Below are 17,637 nucleotides of genomic sequence, written 5' to 3'. Positions count from 1 at the left end.
GGCGCCTTGCTGCACCCGAACGCCATAACAACCAGAACCCGCATGCTCTATCAGGGAGGACGTCATGCCCCGCTTGCTCGCCCCGCTGTTGTTCGCATTGCTTCCCGCGCTGGCCCAGGCCGAAGACCTGATCCGTGTCTACAACTGGAATGACTACATCGCCCCGCAGGTGCTGGAGGATTTCCAGAAGGAAACCGGCATCAAGGTCGAGTACCACACTTTCAGAAGCGCCGATGAACTGGACAAAGCCCTCGCCAGCGGCGAGCCCATCGACATCGCGGTGCCCTCCCACAACGACCTGCCCCGGCTGATCAAGGAAGGCCGCCTGCAGCCCCTGGACTTCGCCCAGTTGCCCAATCGCCAGCACCTGGACAAGCAGTTGCTGAGCAAGCTCGCCGCGATGGACCCGAACAACCAGCACGCCGTGCCCTACCTCTGGGGCGCCGTCGGCCTGGCGGTGAACACCCCGCAGGCGGAAAAGGCCTTCGGCGGCCCCCTGCCCCACAGCTGGAGCCTGCTGTTCGACGCCGATCAGAGCGCCCGCCTCGGCCAGTGCGGCATCAGCCTGCTGGATGCCCCGGACGAGACCCTGGCCGTGCTGCTCAACTTCCAGGGCCGCAACCTCGCCCGCAGCGCCCCGAGCCGCCTCAAGCGCAGCGCCGAAACCCTCAGCGCCCTGCGCCCGCATCTGCGCTATGTCGACAGCGAGCGCTACATTGGCGACCTCAATGCCGGCAAGCTCTGCGTCGCCATGGCCTGGGTCGGTGACGCGCTGAACGCCGCCGCGGCCGGCCAACCAGTCACCTTCATGGTCCCGGACGAAGGCTCGGTGGTCTTCATCGACAACCTGACGATTCCCACCAGCGCCAAGCGAGCGGACCTCGCCCACCGCTTCATCGACTTCATGCTGCGCCCCCAGGTCGCGGCCAGGATCACCAGCGCCACCCTCTACCCCAGTGGCAATGCCGACGCCCGCCAGTACCTGGACGACGCCCTGCGCAACCAGCCCGGCCTCTACCCGGACAAGGACACCAAGCGCCGGCTGTTCCCCGTCGAGCCCGTGCCAGACAAGCTCAGCGCCACCCGTGATGAAGTCTGGAAAGCATTTCGCGAAGGGAAATGACCCGTAGGGTGCGCTGCGCGCACCGGAACTCCTGCGCAAGCGTTCTGGTGCGCACGGCACACCCTACGAGCCGTATCCCTTGCTCCTGACCGGTCGCCTGGATTCCAATAGCGGCTCTACGGAAAGGAGCCTCCCATGCCGCGTCCCGCCACTGCCCGAAAGCCGCGCGCCAGCAGCCAGCTGCGCATCGCCGGCATCCTCGATGCCGCCCGCGCCTTGCTGGCCGAACAGGGCGTGGCCAACCTGTCCATCTACAGCGTGGCCGAGCGCGCGGAGATGCCGCCCTCCTCCGTCTACCACTTCTTCGCCAGCGTCCCCGCGATCCTCGAAGCCCTGACCAGCGACGTCCACGCCGCCTTCCGCGCCTGCCTGCTACAGCCCATCGCCCACGACAGCTTGCGCCACTGGCACGACCTCTCGCGCGTGGTGGAAGAGCGCATGCTCTCGATCTACGCCGGCGATGCCGCGGCGCGCCAGCTGATCCTCGCCCAGCACGGCCTCACCGAAGTCACCCAGGCCGACCGCCAGCACGACATCGAACTGGGCCGCCTGATGCACGCGCTCTTCGAACGCCACTTCGAGCTGCCGACGCTGCCCGACGATGTCGACGTCTTCGCCCTGGCCATGGAACTGGGCGACCGCGTCTACGCCCGTTCGGTACAACTCCACGGCGAAATCACCCCGCGCCTGGCCGAAGAAGGCATGCGCGTCTTCGATGCCTACCTCGGACTCTACCTGCCGCCCTTCCTGCCAAGACGGGCCGCAGCCCGGGAAATCTGAGCCGATATAAATCCGATATTTATCGGCAAATAAATCAGCAAACGCGCTCCGATAGAGAAATCACGCTTCCAAAGCGGATTTTTATCGATTATAAAGTCGTCATCCGCACGGCGGCCCACACCCCGCCGGCACGGAAATGCCCCAGTTGCCGATAGATATCCGGCAACCGGTCCAAAAACGTCCCGACGAGGTGTCTTCATGTCCCGTATCGTTACCGTCGCCGCCACTCAGATGGCCTGTTCCTGGAATCGCGGCGCGAATATCGCCAACGCTGAAAAACTGGTCCGTCAGGCTGCCGCCAAGGGCGCGCAGATCATCCTGATCCAGGAACTGTTCGAGACCCCCTACTTCTGCCAGAAGCCGAACCCGAACTACCTGCAACTGGCCACCCCGACCGAAACCAACGAAGCCATCGCGCACTTCCAGAACGTCGCGAAGGAACTGGAAGTGGTGCTGCCCATCAGCTTCTTCGAGCAGGCTGGCCGCGCGCGCTTCAACAGCATCGCCATCATCGACGCCGACGGCTCCAACCTGGGCGTCTACCGCAAGAGCCACATCCCGGACGGCCCCGGCTACCACGAGAAGTACTACTTCAACCCCGGCGACACCGGCTTCAAGGTGTGGAACACCCGCTACGCCAAGATCGGCGTGGGCATCTGCTGGGACCAGTGGTTCCCGGAAGCCGCCCGCAGCATGGCCCTGCTGGGTGCCGAGATCCTCTTCTACCCGACTGCCATCGGCAGCGAGCCGCATGACGCCAACATCACCTCCCGTGACCATTGGCAGCGCGTGCAGCAGGGCCATGCCGGCGCCAACCTGATGCCGCTGGTCGCCTCCAACCGCATCGGCAAGGAAGAGCAGGACGGCTACGACATCACCTTCTACGGCTCCTCCTTCATCGCCGACCAGTTCGGCGCCAAGGTCGAAGAGCTGAACGAAACCGAGGAAGGCATCCTGGTCCACAGCTTCGACCTGGACCGCCTGGAGCACGTGCGTAGCGCCTGGGGTGTGTTCCGCGATCGCCGCCCGAACCTATACTCCCCGATCAAGACCCTGGACGGCTCCCTCGAGTCGTAATGCCCGAATACAGGGGCCAGCCCGTTGGCGATGCACTGTTCGCCAGCGGGCTGGCCCCTGGCCTTTCATACCAATGGTGGATCGATGAACACACTGAACAGCCTCCCCCGCGACGACGGCTTCCGCATGCCAGCCGAGTGGGAACCCCATACCCGCACCTGGATGGTCTGGCCCGAGCGTCCCGACAACTGGCGCCTGGGTGGCAAGCCCGCACAGGCTGCGTTCACCGCCGTGGCCAAGGCCATCGCACGCTTCGAGCCGGTGACCGTCTGCGTCTCCGCCGCCCAGTACGAGAACGCCCGCGCGCGCCTCGACGAGCCGAACATCCGTGTGGTGGAAATCTCCAACGACGACGCCTGGGTCCGTGACACCGGCCCGACCTTCGTGATCAACGACCAGGGCGACGTGCGCGGCGTGGACTGGACCTTCAACGCCTGGGGCGGATTCGACGGCGGCCTCTACTTCCCCTGGAACCGTGACGACCAGGTGGCCCGCAAGATCCTCGAGATCGAAGGCAACAAGCGCTACCGCACCGAAGGCTTCGTGCTGGAAGGCGGCTCCATCCACGTGGATGGCGAAGGCACCCTGATCACCACCGAAGAATGCCTGCTCAACCGCAATCGCAACCCGCACCTGACCCGCGAGCAGATCGAAGAGATGCTGCGCGAGCAACTGGCGGTGGAAACCGTGATCTGGCTGCCGGACGGCCTCTACAACGACGAGACCGACGGCCATGTGGATAACTTCTGCTGCTACGTGCGCCCGGGTGAAGTGCTGCTGGCCTGGACCGACGACCCGCAGGACCCGAACTTCCCGCGCTGCCAGGCGGCCATGAAGGTGCTGGAAAGCGCCCGTGACGCCAAGGGCCGCCAGCTGGTGGTGCACAAGATGCCGATCCCCGGCCCGATCTACGCCACCGAGGAAGAATGCGCGGGTGTGGACCTGGTGGAAGGCACCCAGGAGCGCGATCCCTCGATCCGCCTGGCCGGTTCCTACGTCAACTTCCTGATCGTCAACGGCGGCATCGTCGCGCCGAAGTTCGACGACGCGAAGGACGCCACCGCCGAAGCCATCCTCAAGCGCGTCTTCCCGCAGCATGAAGTGGTGATGGTGCCGGGCCGCGAGATCCTTCTCGGCGGCGGCAACATCCACTGCATCACCCAGCAGCAGCCGGCGCCGCAGAAGCGCTGAGCGAACGCCGGATAAAACGAACCCCCGCACGTGCGGGGGTTCGCTTTTTGGGGTGGGCATTGTCGATTTTGTAGGAGCAACGGATCCGCTGCCTCACAGCTTCGCGATCGACACCTCCGTGGACTTCACGAAGGCGATCACCTCCGACCCCACGCCCAGCTCCAGCTCACGCACGGAGCGGGTGGTGATGACAGAGGTGACGACGCCGGCGGCGGTCTGCACGTCGATCTCGGAGAGCACCGGGCCCTCGATGATTTCCTTGATGGTGCCTTTGAACTGGTTGCGGACGTTGATGGCTTTGATGGTCATGGTGGTTCTTCCTTTGCTCGGGGATTGAGGTGCGGTTCAGAGCGCCCAGCGCAACTGCGTGGGCAGGGGTGAAACAGGTTCGGGTTGTGGCGGCGCGGCTGGCAGCGCCAGCACACGATCCAGCACTTCGGCCTCCAGGGCGGCCAGGTGAGCCGAGGCGCGGGCACGGGGCCGCGACAGCCCCACCGGCAGGTCCAGGCCGACGGCACCGTCCTCGATCAGGATCACCCGATCGGCCACGGCCACCGCCTCGTTCACGTCATGGGTCACCAGCAACACGGTGAAGCCGTGCTGCTGCCAGAGCCGTTCGATCAACTGCTGCATCTCGATACGGGTGAGGGCATCCAGGGCCCCCAGGGGTTCGTCCAGCAGCAACAGGCGCGGCTGGTGGATCAGCGCGCGGGCCAGGGCCACGCGTTGCTTCTGCCCGCCGGACAGCGCCGCTGGCCACTCGTTGGCACGGTCGGCCAGGCCAACCGCGTCCAGAGCCTCCAGCGCACGGACACGCCAGTCGCCGGACAGGCCCAGACCAACGTTGTCGATCACCCGCTTCCAGGGCAGCAGGCGCGAATCCTGGAACATCAGCCGGGTGTCCTCGCGGGCCTCTTCCAGGGGCGCCGAGCCGGCCAGCAGGTCACCACGGCTTGGCTTGTCCAGACCGGCCAACAGGCGCAGCAGGGTGCTCTTGCCGCAGCCGCTGCGGCCCACCACGGCGACGAACTGGCCGGCCGGGATAGACAGGTCGATACCCTTGAGCACCTCGCGCCCACCGAAGGACTTGCCGAGGCCACGCAGGACGAGGGGAGTGCCCTGCCGGACGCGCGGTAGCAATTGCAGGGCGGCGGTCATGCGGCACCTCCCTTGGCCTGGTAGGCCGGGTGCCAGCGCAGCCAGACACGCTCCAGCCCACGGGCGGCGACATCCGCCAGCTTGCCGAGCACCGCGTAGAGCAGGATCGCCAGCACCACTACATCGGTTTGCAGGAACTCCCGGGCGTTCATCGCCAGGTAGCCGATGCCGGAGCTTGCGGAGATGGTCTCCGCGACGATCAGGGTCAGCCACATGAAGCCGAGGGCGAAGCGCACGCCCACCAGGATCGAGGGCAGCGCGCCGGGCAGGATCACCTGACGGAACAGCGCGAAGCCCGACAGGCCATAGCTGCGCGCCATCTCCACCAGCGCCGGGTCGACATTACGGATGCCGTGGTAGGTGTTCAGGTAGATGGGGAAGAGGGTGCCGAGGGCGACCAGAAAGATCTTCGCCGACTCGTCGATGCCAAACCACAGGATCACCAACGGAATCAGCGCCAGGTGCGGCACGTTGCGGATCATCTGCACCGAGCTGTCGAGCAGGCGTTCGCCCCACTTCGACAGGCCGGTGGTGAAGCCCAGCAAGAGGCCCAGCCCGCCGCCGATGGCGAAGCCGATGCCGGCGCGCCAGCCGCTGATGGCCAGGTGGGTCCAGATCTCGCCGCTGGACAGCAGCTCCCAGCCCGCCGCCAGCACGGCGCTGGGCGCCGGCAGGATGCGGGTGGAAAGCAGGCCGGCTTCCACCGCGACCTGCCAGATCGCCAGCAACGCCACGGGCAAGGCCCAGGGCGCCAGGCGCAGGAGTATGGAATCGAGTTTCATCCCCGCCCCCTCAGCTCTGCGAAGCCAGCGTGTGCAGCTTGGGTTCCGGCAGCGCCTCGTTGGCCACCATCTCGCCGAAGGGGCTGACAAAGCCCAGGCCGTCGTTGGTGCGCGGCCGGGCCACGTCCAGATGCGGGAACAGCAGCTCGGCGACCCGGTAAGACTCTTCCAGGTGCGGGTAGCCGGAGAAAATGAAGGTGTCGATGCCGAGGTCGGCGTACTCCTTCACCCGCGCCGCCACGGTAGGGCCGTCGCCCACGAGGGCGGTGCCCGCGCCGCCACGCACCAGGCCGACACCGGCCCAGAGGTTGGGGCTGACTTCCAGTTGGTCACGCCTGCCGTTGTGCAAGGCGGCCATGCGCTGCTGGCCCACGGAATCGAAACGGGCGAAGGCGGCCTGGGCCTTGGCGATGGTGGCATCGTCAAGGTTCTCGATCAGGCGGTCGGCGGCGGCCCAGGCGGCTTCATTGGTTTCCCGCACGATCACATGCAGGCGGATGCCGAAACGCACGGTGCGACCCTGCTTGGCAGCCTTGGCGCGTACCTGCTCGATCTTGTCCTTCACCGCAGCCGGCGGCTCGCCCCAGGTCAGGTACAGCTCCACCTGCTCGGCAGCGAGGTCCTGGGCGGCCTCGGAGGAGCCACCGAAGTACAGCGGCGGACGCGGCTGCTGCAGCGGCGGGTAGAACAGCTTGGCGCCCTTCACCTGGATGTGCTTGCCGTCGTAGTCGACGGTCTCGCCCTCCAGCACGCGGCGCCAGATGCGGGTGAATTCCACCGAAGCTTCGTAGCGCTCCGCGTGGTCCAGGTGCAGACCATCGGCGGCCAGCTCGTCCGGATCACCGCCGGTCACCAGGTTGTACAGGGCGCGGCCGCCAGACAGGCGATCCAGGGTCGCGGCCTGACGCGCGGCCACGGTCGGCGAAATGATCCCGGGGCGCAGCGCGACGAGGAACTTCAGGCGCTGAGTCACCGGAATCAACGAGGCGGCCACCAGCCAGGAGTCCTCGCAGGAACGTCCGGTGGGGATCAGCACGCCGCCGAAGCCGAGGCGGTCGGCGGCCTGGGCGATCTGTTGCAGGTAGCCGTGATCGACGGCGCGGGCGCCCTCGGATGTGCCGAGGTAGTGGCCGTCGCCGTGGGTCGGCAGGAACCAGAAGATGTTCAGGCTCATGGAGTGGTCTCCTTAAAATCCTCCCCTCTCCCGCTTGCGGGAGAGGGGCCGGGGGAGAGGGAAGCACCAAACGGCGCCGACCTCCCCCAATGCTTCGGAATTACTGCTGCGCGACCTTGGCCGGCGGTGTCCAGATCACGTCGGCGATGCTGAGCTTCTTCGGGATCAGCTTCAGGCCGGTGAAGGTGTCGGCGATCTTCTGCTGCGCGGCGATCACCTCGGGCGTCAGCGCTCGGGCACCGTAGCCCTGGCGTTTCACCGCGATGGCCGTGATGTCCTTCGACAGGCCCAGCAGGGGCGCCACCTGTTCGGTGACCTTGTCCGGGTCCGCCCTGGACTCCTCGCCCACGGTGCGCACTTCCTCGATCAGGGTGCCGATCACCTGCGGGTGCTTCTGGGCGTAGGTCCGGCTGGCCAGGTAGAACTGGTGGTTATCCACAAGCCCTTGGCCGTTGCGCAGGGTGCGGGCTTCCAGCTGCTGCTCGGCGGCGGCCTGGAAGGGGTCCCAGATCACCCAGGCGTCCACGGCGCCGCGCTCGAAGGCGGCGCGGGCGTCGGCCGGGGGCAGGTACACGGGCTGGATATCGCTGTACTTCAGGCCGGCCTCTTCCAGGGCACGGACCAGCAGGTAATGGACGTTGGAGCCCTTGTTAAGCGCGACCTTCTTGCCGGCCAGTTCCTTGACCGACTGGATGGACGAGCCCTTGGGCACCAGGATCGCCTCGCTCTGCGGTGCCGGCGGCTCGTAGGCCACGTAGAGCAGGTCGGCGCCGGCGGCCTGGGCGAATACCGGTGGCGTTTCGCCGGTCACGCCGAAGTCGATGGAGCCGACGTTCAGCCCTTCGAGCAGCTGCGGACCACCGGGGAACTCGGTCCATTTCACGTCGATGCCCTGTTCGGCCAGGCGCTTCTCCAGCGAGCCCTTGGCCTTGAGCAGCACCAGGGTGCCGTATTTCTGGTAGCCGATTCGCAGGGTCTCGGCCTGTGCCTCTGTGATGGCGCCGAAAGCCAGGGCAGCCGCGAACAGGGCAGCCAGGCTCCGACGCAAAGTGATGGTGCGCATGGCGCTCTCCTTCTGACTTTGCTGTGGGTGTCGTTGCCTGCTGGCCCGTTGGCGGGTGAGTAAGGCGGGGTCTTTCCGTGCGCGGATGCGCGATGTGAATCAGCGGTTGGGTTGCGGGGTCAGGCGCAGGTAGGGCCGGACCGCCTTGTAGCCGCGCGGAAAGCGCCGGCGGATTTCATCCTCGTCCTTGAGCGAGGGGACGATCACCACCTCGTCGCCGTCCTGCCAGTTGGCCGGGGTGGCGACCTTGTGGTGGTCGGTCAGTTGCAGGGAGTCGATCACCCGCAGGATTTCGTTGAAGTTGCGCCCGGTGCTGGCCGGGTAGGTGATGATCAGGCGCACCTTCTTGTTCGGGTCGATGATGAACAGCGAACGCACGGTGAGGGTGTCGTTGGCGTTCGGGTGAATCAGGTCGTACAGGTCGGAGACCTTGCGATCGGCGTCGGCGATGATCGGGAAATTCACCAGGGTGCCCTGGGTGTCGTTGATGTCGTCGATCCAGCGATGGTGAGAGTCCACCGGGTCCACGGACAGGGCGATCACCTTCACGCCACGGGCCGCGAATTCGTCCTTCAGCTTGGCGGTGAACCCCAGCTCGGTGGTGCACACCGGCGTGAAGTCGGCGGGGTGCGAGAACAACACGCCCCAGTTGCTGCCCAGCCAGTCGTGGAAGCGGATGCGGCCTTCGCTGGAGTCCTGTTCGAAGTCGGGGGCGAGATCGCCAAGGCGGATGCTCATGGTGTTGCTCCTGTGTCCTGGTGTTATTCCGTGGGGCTCACTATGCGCAGCTCGTTTGAAAATTAAAAAGAATAAATAACGATTTATTTATTACTTTTTAGCCTATTTGTTTGCAGTCGTGAAAAAGCCGGGAAGGCCTCTGGAATGAGGTTCCCGGCTGTTTCGTGTGGGAGCAAGCCGTAGGGTGGATGTCGCTTTTTACATCCACCAACGAGGCCAGGTTCGGCACCGACTGTGGATCGGTGAAGCGTGATCCACCCTACGACGGGCCCGGCTTACAGCAGCGTCAGGGTGTAGCTGACAATCAGGCGGTTCTCGTCCTGGTCGCGGGTGGTGCCGCCGAGGTCGCTGCGGAACGCCGCATTGCGCCAGGACAGGCCCAGGCCCTTCAGCGGGCCGTCCTGCAGCACGTAGTCGAGACGGAAGTCACGCTCCCACTCGCCCTGGTCACTGCCCTGGGTCTCGATGTTCGAGCCCTTCAGGTAGGTCCCCACCGCTTTCAGCCCCGGCACGCCGAGCTTGGCGAAGTCGTAGCCGTACTCGGCCACCCAGGTGCGCTCGCCGGCACTGAGGAACTTGCCGATCTGGCGGTCGGTGATCAGGTAGGCGGTGGCGCCGTCGCCCTGGTTCAGGTAGGGGAAGGCACTGTCGCCGCTCACCTGCTGGTAGCCCAGGCTGGCCACGTGGCCGCCCAGGGTGTAGCTGAAGAAGGCGCTCCAGGTGCGGTTGTCCACCTCGCCCTTGTGCGGGTCGTTCTTCGCCCAGTTGCCGCTGCTGACGAAACCCGCGGCGCGGCCGGCGGCGCTGGCGTTCTGGCCGTCGGAGTCGCTGGCGAAGTAGCGCAGGTCGGACTTCAGCGCGCCCACCGGCAGAGCCCAGTTGTGGGTCAGGCCGAGGAAGTGCTGCTGATAGAAGTCTTCCAGGTTGCCGTAGTAGTACTGCGCCAGCAGGTTGTCGCTGACCTTGTAGTCGCCGCCGGCGAAATAGAATTTGTTGACGAACTGGCCGGTGCGGGCGTTGTTCGCCCCGGCGATGGACAGCCCGCGGCTGTCGCTGGAGTTGCGCCCCTTGGCGTGTTCCAGCTGGCCGCCGACCAGGGTCAGGCCAGCGATCTCGCTGGAGGTCACCTGCCCGCCCTCGAAGGTCTGCGGCAGCAGGCGGCCGTCGTTGTAGGTCACCACCGGCAGCTTCGGCAGCAGGGTGCCGAGGCGCGCCTCGGTCTTCGACAGGCGCAGCTTGCCGGTCAGCCCCAGGCTACTGAACTCGTCCACCGCGCGGCCGTCCTCGTCGGTGGGGAAGACGATGCCGCCGTAGTTGGCGCTGGTCGGGTTGAAGTGGGTGCCGCGCCCGGAATCCAGCCGGACGCCGAGCAGGCCGAGGGCGTCGACACCGACGCCGACGGTGCCCTCGGTGAAGCCGGAGCTGTAGTTGAGGAGGAAGCCCTGGCCCCACTCTTCCTGCTTCGACGGCGCCGCCGCGCCTTCGCGGTTGTCCTGGTTGATGTAGAAGTTGCGCAGCGCCAGGTTGGCCTTGCTGTCTTCGATGAAGCCGCCGGCGGCGGCCTGCTGGGCCAGCACGCCAAGGGCGACAGCCAGGGTCAGGGACGATTTGTTCATGCTCATGCTCCATTGCGATCTTTTAAGGGTGTTGGATGCCCGGAGCAGGAGCAGACGCGTTACGCCGCTGCGTGACCTTCGAAGCCACTGTCGTTTTCACAGGCTCCGGTGCAAGTGCGATGCGGCGGTCCGCTTTCGGCAGGCCGCCACTCTAGGGGGCGACTGCTAATTTCAAAAAAGAATTATTTTTCAGATGTAAATAGCTATATGGAATAAAAGATTCCAACCCTTGAGCTTTCTCGATCTCTAAGCTCATTCCAAAAAATTATTTATTCGCAGTTTTTTAGATCATCTAAATTCTGCTCACCGGACCACCGGACACCCAGATCGCAGCATCCCCCTGTCCCGTGGCCCGGCCTCCAAGACCGGCCCCAGCCCGTTGAGGAGCACCTCCATGATCCCGTCCCTGTTTCCCCGTCGCCTGCTGGCGGCCCTGACCCTTGGCGGCCTGGCCCTGAGCGCCCACGCCGCGGACTTCACCGTCGCCTACCAGACCACCGTCGACCCGGCCAAGGTGGCCCAGGCCGACGGCGCCTACGAGAAGGCGAGCAAGTCCAGCATCGATTGGCGCAAGTTCGACAGCGGCGCCGACGTCATCACCGCCGTTGCCTCCGGTGACGTGCAGATCGGCTATGTCGGCTCCAGCCCCCTGGCGGCGGCCGCTACACGCCAGTTGCCGATCCAGACCTTCCTCATCGCCACCCAGATCGGCGACGCCGAAGCCCTGGTGACGCGCAACGGCGCCGGCATCGCCAAGCCCGAGGATCTGATCGGCAAGAAGATCGCCGTGCCCTTCGTTTCCACCGGCCACTACAGCCTGCTGGCGGCCCTCAAGCACTGGCAGATCGACCCCACCAAGGTGACCATCCTCAACCTCGCGCCGCCGGCCATCATCGCCGCCTGGCAGCGCGGCGACATCGACGCCACCTACGTCTGGGACCCGGCCCTGGGCGTGGCCAAGTCCAACGGCAAGGTGCTGATCAGCTCCGCCGAACTGGGCAAGCTGGGCGCCCCCACCTTCGATGCCTGGATCGTGCGCAAGGACTTCGCCGAGAAGCACCCGGAAGTCGTCCGCGCCTTCGCCAAGGTGACCCTCGACGCCTACGCCGATTACCGCAAGGACCCGAAAGCCTGGCTGGCCGACAAGGGCAACATCGACAAGCTGGTGAAGCTCTCCGGCGCCAAGGCAGAGGACATCCCGCTGCTGCTGCAGGGCAACGTATTCCCGCTGGCGGCCGACCAGGCCACCGCCCTCGGTGCCCCCACCACCCAGGCGCTCACCGAGACCGCGTCCTTCCTGAAGGAACAGGGCAAGGTCGACGCCGTGCTGCCCGACTACGCGCCCTACGTCAGCGCCAAATACGTCACCAACTGACAGGCGGCCGCCTGCCCGGAGCTGTCGGGCAGGCCCTCCAGAGACTCGCAGAAAATGGCCCTACTCCAACTGGAGCGCATCAGCGCACAGTACCCCGGCACGGCCGAGCCGGTACTGACCGACATCTCCCTCAATCTCGGGCCCGGCGAACTGCTGGTGGCCCTCGGCCCCTCCGGCAGCGGCAAGACCACCCTGCTCAACCTCATCGCCGGCTTCGTCGCCCCCAGCGCCGGGCGCATCAGCCTCGACGGCGTCCCCGTCAACGGCCCAAGTGCCGAGCGCGGCGTGGTGTTCCAGGACGACGCCCTGCTGCCCTGGCAGGACGTGCTGGGCAACGTCGCCTTCGGCCTGGAGCTGGCCGGCATCCCCCGCACCGAACGCGAGTCGCGCGCCCGCGACATGCTTGCCCTGGTGGACCTGGCCGGCTTCGACAAACGCCGCATCTGGGAGCTTTCCGGCGGGCAGAAACAGCGCGTCGGCATCGCCCGCGCATTGGCCGCCGACCCGCGCGTGCTGCTGATGGACGAACCCTTCGGCGCCCTCGACGCCTTCACCCGCGAGCAGATGCAGGAGCTGCTGTTGCAGGTCTGGCGTCGCACCGCCAAGCCGGTGTTCCTGATTACCCACGACATCGAGGAAGCCGTGTTCCTCGCCACCGAACTCATCCTGCTGTCGCCCAACCCGGGCCGCATCAGCGAGCGCCTGCGCCTGGACTTCGGCCAGCGCTACGCCGCCGGGGAAAGCGCGCGGGCGATCAAGTCCGACCCGCGCTTCATCGAGACCCGCGAGCACGTGCTCGCCCAGGTCTTCGCCGAACGCCAGAGGAGAAGCGCATGAGCAGCCTCGAACTGCCCCTGGCCGACAAGGCCACCCCGGTCGTGAATCCCCGCCAGCGCCGACCACTGAGCACGCTGTCCATCAGCATCCTCACCCTGGCCAGCCTGGTGTTGGCGTGGTGGGCGGTGACCACCGCCGGCCTGATCGAACCGCTGTTCCTGCCCAGCCCCCAGGCCATCGCGCGCAAGGGCTGGATACTGCTGAACCAGGGCTATATGGACGCCAGCCTTTGGCAACACCTGGGCGCCAGCCTGGGGCGCATCGGCGTGGCCCTGCTGGCGGCGGTGCTGACCGCCGTTCCGCTGGGCGTCGCCATCGGCCGCAATCGGATCGCACGCGGCATCTTCGACCCGCTGATCGAGTTCTATCGGCCCATCCCGCCGCTGGCCTACCTGCCGCTGATCGTCATCTGGTGCGGCATCGGTGAGCTGTCCAAGGTATTGCTGATTTTCCTCGCGATCTTCGCCCCCATCGCCATCGCCACCGCCACCGGCGTGCGCAACGTCGACCCGGCGAAGCTGCGCGCGGCGCAGTCCCTGGGCGCCAGCCAGGCGCAGCTGATCCGCCATGTGATCCTGCCCAGTGCCCTGCCGGACATCCTCACCGGCGTACGCATCGGCCTCGGCGTCGGCTGGTCCACCCTGGTGGCCGCCGAACTGGTGGCCGCCACCCGCGGCTTGGGCTTCATGGTGCAGTCGGCGGCGCAGTTCCTGGTCACCGATGTGGTGATCCTCGGCATCCTCGTCATCGCCCTGATCGCCTTCGCCCTCGAACTCGGCCTGCGCGCCCTGCAACGCAAGCTCGTGCCCTGGCATGGGCAGAACCACTGACCCATTCGTTGGGCCTCGCGAGACAACGCCATGCCTCTGCACATCACCCCGCTCTCCCCCGCCCTCGGCGCCGTGGTCGAAGGCCTCGACCTCAACCGTCCCCTCGACGCCACGCAGCGCGAAGCGGTGGAACGCGCCCTGCTCACCCACCAGGTGCTGTTCTTTCGCGGCCAGCCGCTCAACCCGCAACAGCAAGCCGCCTTCGCCCGCCACTTCGGCGACCTGCATATCCATCCGATCTACCCGAACATCCCCGAACAACCGGAAGTGCTGGTGCTGGATACCGCCGTCACCGATGTGCGCGACAACGCCCTCTGGCACACCGACGTGACCTTCCTGGAAACCCCGGCATTGGGCGCGGTGCTGGCCGCCAAGCAACTGCCGCCCTTTGGCGGCGACACGCTCTGGGCCAGCAGCAGCGCCGCCTACGACGCGCTGTCGAAACCCATTCAGCAACTGTTGGAAGACCTCACCGCCAACCACGACCTGAGCCGCTCCTTCCCCGAGGAACGCTTCAGCCTCACGCCCGAAGAACAGGAGCGCCTGGAAGACGCCAAGCGCAAGCACCCGCCCCGCAGCCACCCGGTGGTACGCACCCATCCGGTCACCGGGCGCAAGGGGCTGTTCGTCAATGAAGGCTTCACCACCCGCATCAACGAACTGACGGCAGCGGAAAGCGACGCGCTGCTGCGCTTCCTCTTCGCCCACGCCACCCGCCCCGAGTTCACCATCCGCTGGCGCTGGCAGGAAAACGACGTGGCCTTCTGGGACAACCGCATCACCCAGCACTTCGCGGTGGACGACTACCGGCCGCAACGGCGGGTAATGCATCGGGCGACCATTCTGGGGGACAGGCCGTTCTGAAGAACCGAGAGCGTGCGTCGGCGCAGCCTGCCTCGTAGGGTGCGCCGTGCGCACCAGAAGTCCCGCGCGGAGATTCCAGTGCGCGCAGCGCACCCTACCGGGCTGATCCTGCGTGGCCCAACTCCCGCAAATACCCCCAGGGATAAATCCCCCGTTCGTGCCCATCACTGAACACCAGTTGCACGCCATAGCCCTGGAGCGCAATGCGCTCCAGGCGCACGTCCTCATCCACCAGCGCAATCACCCCGCGCAACCGCGCCGCCTTGCATTGCGAGCAGGGGCAGGCGCCGCGCAGGCGGGCGTGGCTGATCGTCTGGCGTTCGCCATCCGCCCACTCCAGCATCAGCGACGTCTGGCTACGTGAATTGCGCAGTGCGCTGGGGGCGTCCATCAGGCCGCCCCTTGCAGTTGCGCCAGGGCAATGCGTACCGCCTTGCGCACTTCCGGATCGCCGTCGGCGGCGGCCTGGCGCAGGGCCGGCAATGCGGCGGCGTCGCCCAACTCACCGAGGGCCAGCGCCGCCTCCTTGCGCAGGTTGGCGATGCCGTGGCCGAGGAGTGCGGCCAACTGCACACCTGCCTCGCGATAACGCAGGCGACCCAGCGCACGGGCGGCACGCAGGCGTACCTGCCAGTAATCGTCGCTCAGGGCCTGCACGAGTGCGGGACCGGCTTCTGCCAGGCCGACCTTGCCCAGGGTGGTGGCGGCTTCCTCGCGTACCTGCCAGGTGGTATCGCGCAAGGCCGCATACAGCGCGGCCAATACGCTGGCGTCGCGGGCCAGGCCGAGGGCGCCGGTGGCGGCGCGGCGTACTTCGGTATCGGCGTCGTCGCTGGCCAATCGCGCCAGTTCCGGCAACGCAGCGTCATGCTTGAGCCAGCCGAGGATGCCCACCGCCTCGCGGCGCACCACAGCTTCGGCATCCTCCAGCGCCAGCAGGGCCGGGCCGGCAGCCTCCTCCAGACGCAGCTCACGCAGTGCACGCAGGGCGCTGCTACGCACGAAGGCATCGGCATGGGCCACCCAGGGCAGGATCACGCGTCCGGCCTCCAGGGTCTTCAGTTCGCTGAGGCTCTGGGCGGCGGCCAGGCGCACAGGCTCGGCGGCATCCGCCAGGGCGGCGCAGAGCGCTTGCACCACGTCGGGTTCTTCCCAGGCTTCCAGCAGGCGGGCGGCTTCGGCGCGCACCTCGGCCGCCGGGTCCACCACCAGGGCGTCGGTGAGCCAGGGCAAGCCTTCGGGGTCTTCCAGGTCGGCCAGTTCGATCAGGGCGATGCGACGTACGCCGGCGTCGTCATCGGTGAGACGCGGCAGCAGGTCGAGGATGTCGGGGTTGTCGCTAGTACGCTCGGTCATAGGGCAATTCGCAGTGGCGGGTGGTCGGTGGGCAGGCCCAGCGGGGTCAGGCGTGGCAACTCGCGGCCTTCTTCATGGCGCAGCAGTTCCAGGCAGTGGCGCTTGAGGTGGGAGAAGCCAGGACTGGTGAGCAGGCTGGCGCGGCGCGGACGTGGGAAGTCCAGGCGCAGGTTTTCGATGAAGCGGCCGGGACGCGGGCTCATCACCAGGATGCGGTCGGCGAGGAACAGCGCTTCGTCGATGTCATGGGTGACGAACACCACGGTGGTGCGGATGCGCGTCCAGATATCCAGCAGCAGTTCCTGCATCCGCGAGCGGGTCTGCGCGTCGAGGGCCCCGAACGGTTCGTCCATCAGCAAGAGGCGCGGACGGTTGATCAGCACCCGGGCGATTTCAGCACGCTGCTGCATGCCCCCGGACAGCTGACTCGGCCAGCGGCCGGCGAAATCTTCCAGGCCCACCAGACGCAGGAACTCGGCGGCCTGGCGGCGGCGCTCGGACTTGCCCAGGCCCTGCATCTTCAGGCCGAAGGCGACGTTGTCCAGCACGCTGCGCCAAGGCAGCAGCGTATGGTGCTGGAACACCATGCCGCGCTCGGGCGATGGCCCGCTGATTGGCCGGCCGTCCACTTCCAGCCTGCCGGCGCTGGGGCGCAGGTGGCCGGCCAACGCGCCGAGCAGGGTGGACTTGCCACAACCGGACGGACCGAGGATGCAGACGAACTCTCCCGGCGCGATGGCGAAGTCCAGCGCCTGCACCGCCTCGAAGGCATCGCTGCCCTGCCCCAGGCGGATGGAAATGCCACGGGCCTCGATGCGGCCGGGCTCCACGGATTGCTCGAGGGCGCTCATCAGGCAGTCCTCCGCGCGCGGTACCAGGGCGTGGCCAGGGCACCAAAACGTTTCACCAGGCCGCTGCTGCCCATGCCGAGCAGACCGATCAGCAACATGCCGACCACGATGTCGGGGTAGTTCTGCACGACGTAGGACTCCCAGGTGTAGTAACCGATGCCGAACTGGCCGGAGATCATTTCGGCGGTGACCAGGCAGAACCACGACGTGCCCATGCCGATGGCCAGCCCCGTGACGATGCTCGGCGTCGCGCCCGGCAGGATCACCTCCCGCAGGATCGCCACGCGCCCGGCGCCGAGGCTGCGCGCCGAAGCGATCAGGCGCGGGTCGACGCCTTCGACGCCGTGCACGGTGTTGAGCAGGATGGGAAACAGCGCGCCGGTAAAAGTGATGAACACCATCGACAGCTCCGACGAGGGGAACATCAGGATGGCCAGGGGAATCCAGGCCACGGCGGGAATCGGCCGCAGCACTTCCAGCGGTGGCAACAGGCTGTCTTCGGCCCATTTCGAGCGGCCGATGGCCAGGCCCAGCAGTACGCCCAGCAGCGCGGCGGCCAGGTAGCCAGCGAACACCCGCGCCAGGCTGCTGGTGAGGTGCGGCAGCAGCTTGCTCGAGTGCGCCAGCTGCCAGGCGGCCTCCAGCACGGCAGCGGGCGTGGGCACATAGGTGAAGGTGAACAGGCCCAGGTCCAGCCGCGCGGTGGCGGCCAGCTGCCAGAACAGCAGGCAGGCAGCCAGCGAGGCGAGGCGCAGGGGCCAGCGGTAAAGGTTCGTCATCGATCTTCTCCTGGCTGTCCCCCTCTCCCCGAGGGGAGAGGGC

The 17,637-nt window shown here is 66.8% G+C and carries 19 protein-coding genes; 8 read left to right on the top strand and 11 right to left on the bottom strand.

Annotation, left to right across the window (positions count from 1 at the left end; all coding sequences use genetic code 11):
• The first annotated feature begins 64 nt into the window (after nucleotides 1-64).
• The 4 genes from TQ98_RS00385 to aguA all read left to right on the top strand — a co-directional run bounded on the left by TQ98_RS00385 (nucleotide 65) and on the right by aguA (nucleotide 4,171).
• On the top strand, nucleotides 65-1,123 hold the full coding sequence (locus TQ98_RS00385; RefSeq protein WP_044870972.1) for a polyamine ABC transporter substrate-binding protein: 1,059 nt from the start codon (nucleotides 65-67) through the stop codon (nucleotides 1,121-1,123).
• 135 nt (nucleotides 1,124-1,258) lie between these two features.
• Nucleotides 1,259-1,903 carry a TetR/AcrR family transcriptional regulator gene (locus TQ98_RS00380; RefSeq protein WP_044870971.1) on the top strand — a complete coding sequence of 215 codons (645 nt, stop codon included), beginning with the start codon at nucleotides 1,259-1,261 and terminating at the stop codon, nucleotides 1,901-1,903.
• Nucleotides 1,904-2,101: 198 nt separating this feature from the next.
• A complete protein-coding gene (gene aguB, locus TQ98_RS00375; RefSeq protein ID WP_044870970.1) occupies nucleotides 2,102-2,980 on the top strand; it encodes an N-carbamoylputrescine amidase in 879 nt (292 codons plus the stop codon).
• 84 nt (nucleotides 2,981-3,064) lie between these two features.
• Nucleotides 3,065-4,171 (top strand): agmatine deiminase, encoded by a 1,107-nt coding sequence (gene aguA, locus TQ98_RS00370; RefSeq protein WP_044870969.1) that lies wholly within the window; start codon nucleotides 3,065-3,067, stop codon nucleotides 4,169-4,171.
• 93 nt (nucleotides 4,172-4,264) lie between these two features.
• On the opposite strand, the gene TQ98_RS00365 is transcribed toward aguA, so the two are convergent.
• From TQ98_RS00365 to TQ98_RS00335, 7 genes are all read right to left on the bottom strand, one after another.
• Nucleotides 4,265-4,480 (bottom strand): TOBE domain-containing protein, encoded by a 216-nt coding sequence (locus tag TQ98_RS00365; RefSeq protein WP_016490167.1) that lies wholly within the window; start codon nucleotides 4,478-4,480, stop codon nucleotides 4,265-4,267.
• A 36-nt stretch (nucleotides 4,481-4,516) separates the two neighbouring features.
• Nucleotides 4,517-5,329 carry an aliphatic sulfonates ABC transporter ATP-binding protein gene (gene ssuB / locus TQ98_RS00360; RefSeq protein ID WP_044870968.1) on the bottom strand — a complete coding sequence of 271 codons (813 nt, stop codon included), beginning with the start codon at nucleotides 5,327-5,329 and terminating at the stop codon, nucleotides 4,517-4,519.
• Nucleotides 5,326-6,111 carry an aliphatic sulfonate ABC transporter permease SsuC gene (gene ssuC / locus TQ98_RS00355; protein WP_044870967.1) on the bottom strand — a complete coding sequence of 262 codons (786 nt, stop codon included), beginning with the start codon at nucleotides 6,109-6,111 and terminating at the stop codon, nucleotides 5,326-5,328. The genes ssuB and ssuC overlap by 4 nt, the downstream gene beginning before the upstream one ends.
• Nucleotides 6,112-6,121: 10 nt before the next feature.
• Nucleotides 6,122-7,285, bottom strand: coding sequence for an FMNH2-dependent alkanesulfonate monooxygenase (ssuD, locus tag TQ98_RS00350; RefSeq protein WP_044870966.1), 1,164 nt, complete (start codon nucleotides 7,283-7,285; stop codon nucleotides 6,122-6,124).
• 100 nt (nucleotides 7,286-7,385) lie between these two features.
• Nucleotides 7,386-8,348 (bottom strand): sulfonate ABC transporter substrate-binding protein, encoded by a 963-nt coding sequence (locus TQ98_RS00345; RefSeq protein WP_044870965.1) that lies wholly within the window; start codon nucleotides 8,346-8,348, stop codon nucleotides 7,386-7,388.
• Between the two features lie 99 nt (nucleotides 8,349-8,447).
• The gene (locus tag TQ98_RS00340; RefSeq protein ID WP_103102827.1) at nucleotides 8,448-9,086 is read right to left on the bottom strand and encodes a peroxiredoxin; all 639 of its coding nucleotides are present in this window, start codon (nucleotides 9,084-9,086) and stop codon (nucleotides 8,448-8,450) included.
• 275 nt (nucleotides 9,087-9,361) lie between these two features.
• Entirely contained in the window at nucleotides 9,362-10,702 is a 1,341-nt protein-coding gene (locus tag TQ98_RS00335; RefSeq protein ID WP_044870962.1) for an OprD family porin, read from the bottom strand.
• Between the two features lie 397 nt (nucleotides 10,703-11,099).
• Here TQ98_RS00335 and tauA point away from each other — a divergent pair, with 397 nt between their 5' ends.
• From tauA to tauD, 4 genes are read left to right on the top strand one after another with little or no spacing between them, the layout of a single operon-like run.
• Nucleotides 11,100-12,077 carry a taurine ABC transporter substrate-binding protein gene (gene tauA / locus TQ98_RS00330; protein WP_103103119.1) on the top strand — a complete coding sequence of 326 codons (978 nt, stop codon included), beginning with the start codon at nucleotides 11,100-11,102 and terminating at the stop codon, nucleotides 12,075-12,077.
• A 54-nt stretch (nucleotides 12,078-12,131) separates the two neighbouring features.
• Complete coding sequence (gene tauB, locus TQ98_RS00325) at nucleotides 12,132-12,914, top strand: taurine ABC transporter ATP-binding subunit (RefSeq protein WP_044870960.1); 783 nt, start codon at nucleotides 12,132-12,134, stop codon at nucleotides 12,912-12,914.
• The gene (gene tauC, locus TQ98_RS00320) at nucleotides 12,911-13,744 is read left to right on the top strand and encodes a taurine ABC transporter permease TauC (protein ID WP_103102826.1); all 834 of its coding nucleotides are present in this window, start codon (nucleotides 12,911-12,913) and stop codon (nucleotides 13,742-13,744) included. Before tauB ends, tauC begins: the two co-directional genes overlap by 4 nt.
• Nucleotides 13,745-13,774: 30 nt before the next feature.
• Complete coding sequence (gene tauD, locus TQ98_RS00315; RefSeq protein WP_044870958.1) at nucleotides 13,775-14,608, top strand: taurine dioxygenase; 834 nt, start codon at nucleotides 13,775-13,777, stop codon at nucleotides 14,606-14,608.
• Between the two features lie 94 nt (nucleotides 14,609-14,702).
• Here the strand turns inward: tauD and TQ98_RS00310 are convergent, their stop codons facing one another.
• From TQ98_RS00310 to TQ98_RS00295, 4 genes are read right to left on the bottom strand one after another with little or no spacing between them, the layout of a single operon-like run.
• Nucleotides 14,703-14,999 (bottom strand): gamma-butyrobetaine hydroxylase-like domain-containing protein, encoded by a 297-nt coding sequence (locus TQ98_RS00310; protein ID WP_044870957.1) that lies wholly within the window; start codon nucleotides 14,997-14,999, stop codon nucleotides 14,703-14,705.
• Complete coding sequence (locus TQ98_RS00305) at nucleotides 14,999-15,964, bottom strand: HEAT repeat domain-containing protein (RefSeq protein WP_044870956.1); 966 nt, start codon at nucleotides 15,962-15,964, stop codon at nucleotides 14,999-15,001. Before TQ98_RS00305 ends, TQ98_RS00310 begins: the two co-directional genes overlap by 1 nt.
• Complete coding sequence (locus TQ98_RS00300; RefSeq protein ID WP_044870955.1) at nucleotides 15,961-16,815, bottom strand: ABC transporter ATP-binding protein; 855 nt, start codon at nucleotides 16,813-16,815, stop codon at nucleotides 15,961-15,963. The genes TQ98_RS00305 and TQ98_RS00300 overlap by 4 nt, the downstream gene beginning before the upstream one ends.
• Nucleotides 16,815-17,594, bottom strand: a complete 780-nt coding sequence (locus TQ98_RS00295; RefSeq protein ID WP_044870954.1) for an ABC transporter permease — start codon at nucleotides 17,592-17,594, stop codon at nucleotides 16,815-16,817. Before TQ98_RS00295 ends, TQ98_RS00300 begins: the two co-directional genes overlap by 1 nt.
• Nucleotides 17,595-17,637 lie beyond the last annotated feature (43 nt).

This window comes from Pseudomonas sp. LFM046 (assembly GCF_000949385.2).
In the GTDB taxonomy this organism is placed as follows: domain Bacteria; phylum Pseudomonadota; class Gammaproteobacteria; order Pseudomonadales; family Pseudomonadaceae; genus Metapseudomonas.
The sequence above is the reverse complement of the archived record's forward strand: the minus strand, read 5'-3'. Positions and strand labels throughout refer to the sequence as shown.

Bases quoted from the DNA above. Each gene is read 5' to 3' on its own strand.
- TQ98_RS00385 (WP_044870972.1), top strand. From the start codon at position 65: ATGCCCCGCTTGCTCGCCCCGCTGTTGTTCGCATTGCTTCCCGCGCTG.
- TQ98_RS00380 (WP_044870971.1), top strand. From the start codon at position 1,259: ATGCCGCGTCCCGCCACTGCCCGAAAGCCGCGCGCCAGCAGCCAGCTG.
- aguB (WP_044870970.1), top strand. From the start codon at position 2,102: ATGTCCCGTATCGTTACCGTCGCCGCCACTCAGATGGCCTGTTCCTGG.
- aguA (WP_044870969.1), top strand. From the start codon at position 3,065: ATGAACACACTGAACAGCCTCCCCCGCGACGACGGCTTCCGCATGCCA.
- TQ98_RS00365 (WP_016490167.1), bottom strand. From the start codon at position 4,480: ATGACCATCAAAGCCATCAACGTCCGCAACCAGTTCAAAGGCACCATC.
- ssuB (WP_044870968.1), bottom strand. From the start codon at position 5,329: ATGACCGCCGCCCTGCAATTGCTACCGCGCGTCCGGCAGGGCACTCCC.
- ssuC (WP_044870967.1), bottom strand. From the start codon at position 6,111: ATGAAACTCGATTCCATACTCCTGCGCCTGGCGCCCTGGGCCTTGCCC.
- ssuD (WP_044870966.1), bottom strand. From the start codon at position 7,285: ATGAGCCTGAACATCTTCTGGTTCCTGCCGACCCACGGCGACGGCCAC.
- TQ98_RS00345 (WP_044870965.1), bottom strand. From the start codon at position 8,348: ATGCGCACCATCACTTTGCGTCGGAGCCTGGCTGCCCTGTTCGCGGCT.
- TQ98_RS00340 (WP_103102827.1), bottom strand. From the start codon at position 9,086: ATGAGCATCCGCCTTGGCGATCTCGCCCCCGACTTCGAACAGGACTCC.
- TQ98_RS00335 (WP_044870962.1), bottom strand. From the start codon at position 10,702: ATGAACAAATCGTCCCTGACCCTGGCTGTCGCCCTTGGCGTGCTGGCC.
- tauB (WP_044870960.1), top strand. From the start codon at position 12,132: ATGGCCCTACTCCAACTGGAGCGCATCAGCGCACAGTACCCCGGCACG.
- tauC (WP_103102826.1), top strand. From the start codon at position 12,911: ATGAGCAGCCTCGAACTGCCCCTGGCCGACAAGGCCACCCCGGTCGTG.
- tauD (WP_044870958.1), top strand. From the start codon at position 13,775: ATGCCTCTGCACATCACCCCGCTCTCCCCCGCCCTCGGCGCCGTGGTC.
- TQ98_RS00310 (WP_044870957.1), bottom strand. From the start codon at position 14,999: ATGGACGCCCCCAGCGCACTGCGCAATTCACGTAGCCAGACGTCGCTG.
- TQ98_RS00305 (WP_044870956.1), bottom strand. From the start codon at position 15,964: ATGACCGAGCGTACTAGCGACAACCCCGACATCCTCGACCTGCTGCCG.
- TQ98_RS00300 (WP_044870955.1), bottom strand. From the start codon at position 16,815: ATGAGCGCCCTCGAGCAATCCGTGGAGCCCGGCCGCATCGAGGCCCGT.
- TQ98_RS00295 (WP_044870954.1), bottom strand. From the start codon at position 17,594: ATGACGAACCTTTACCGCTGGCCCCTGCGCCTCGCCTCGCTGGCTGCC.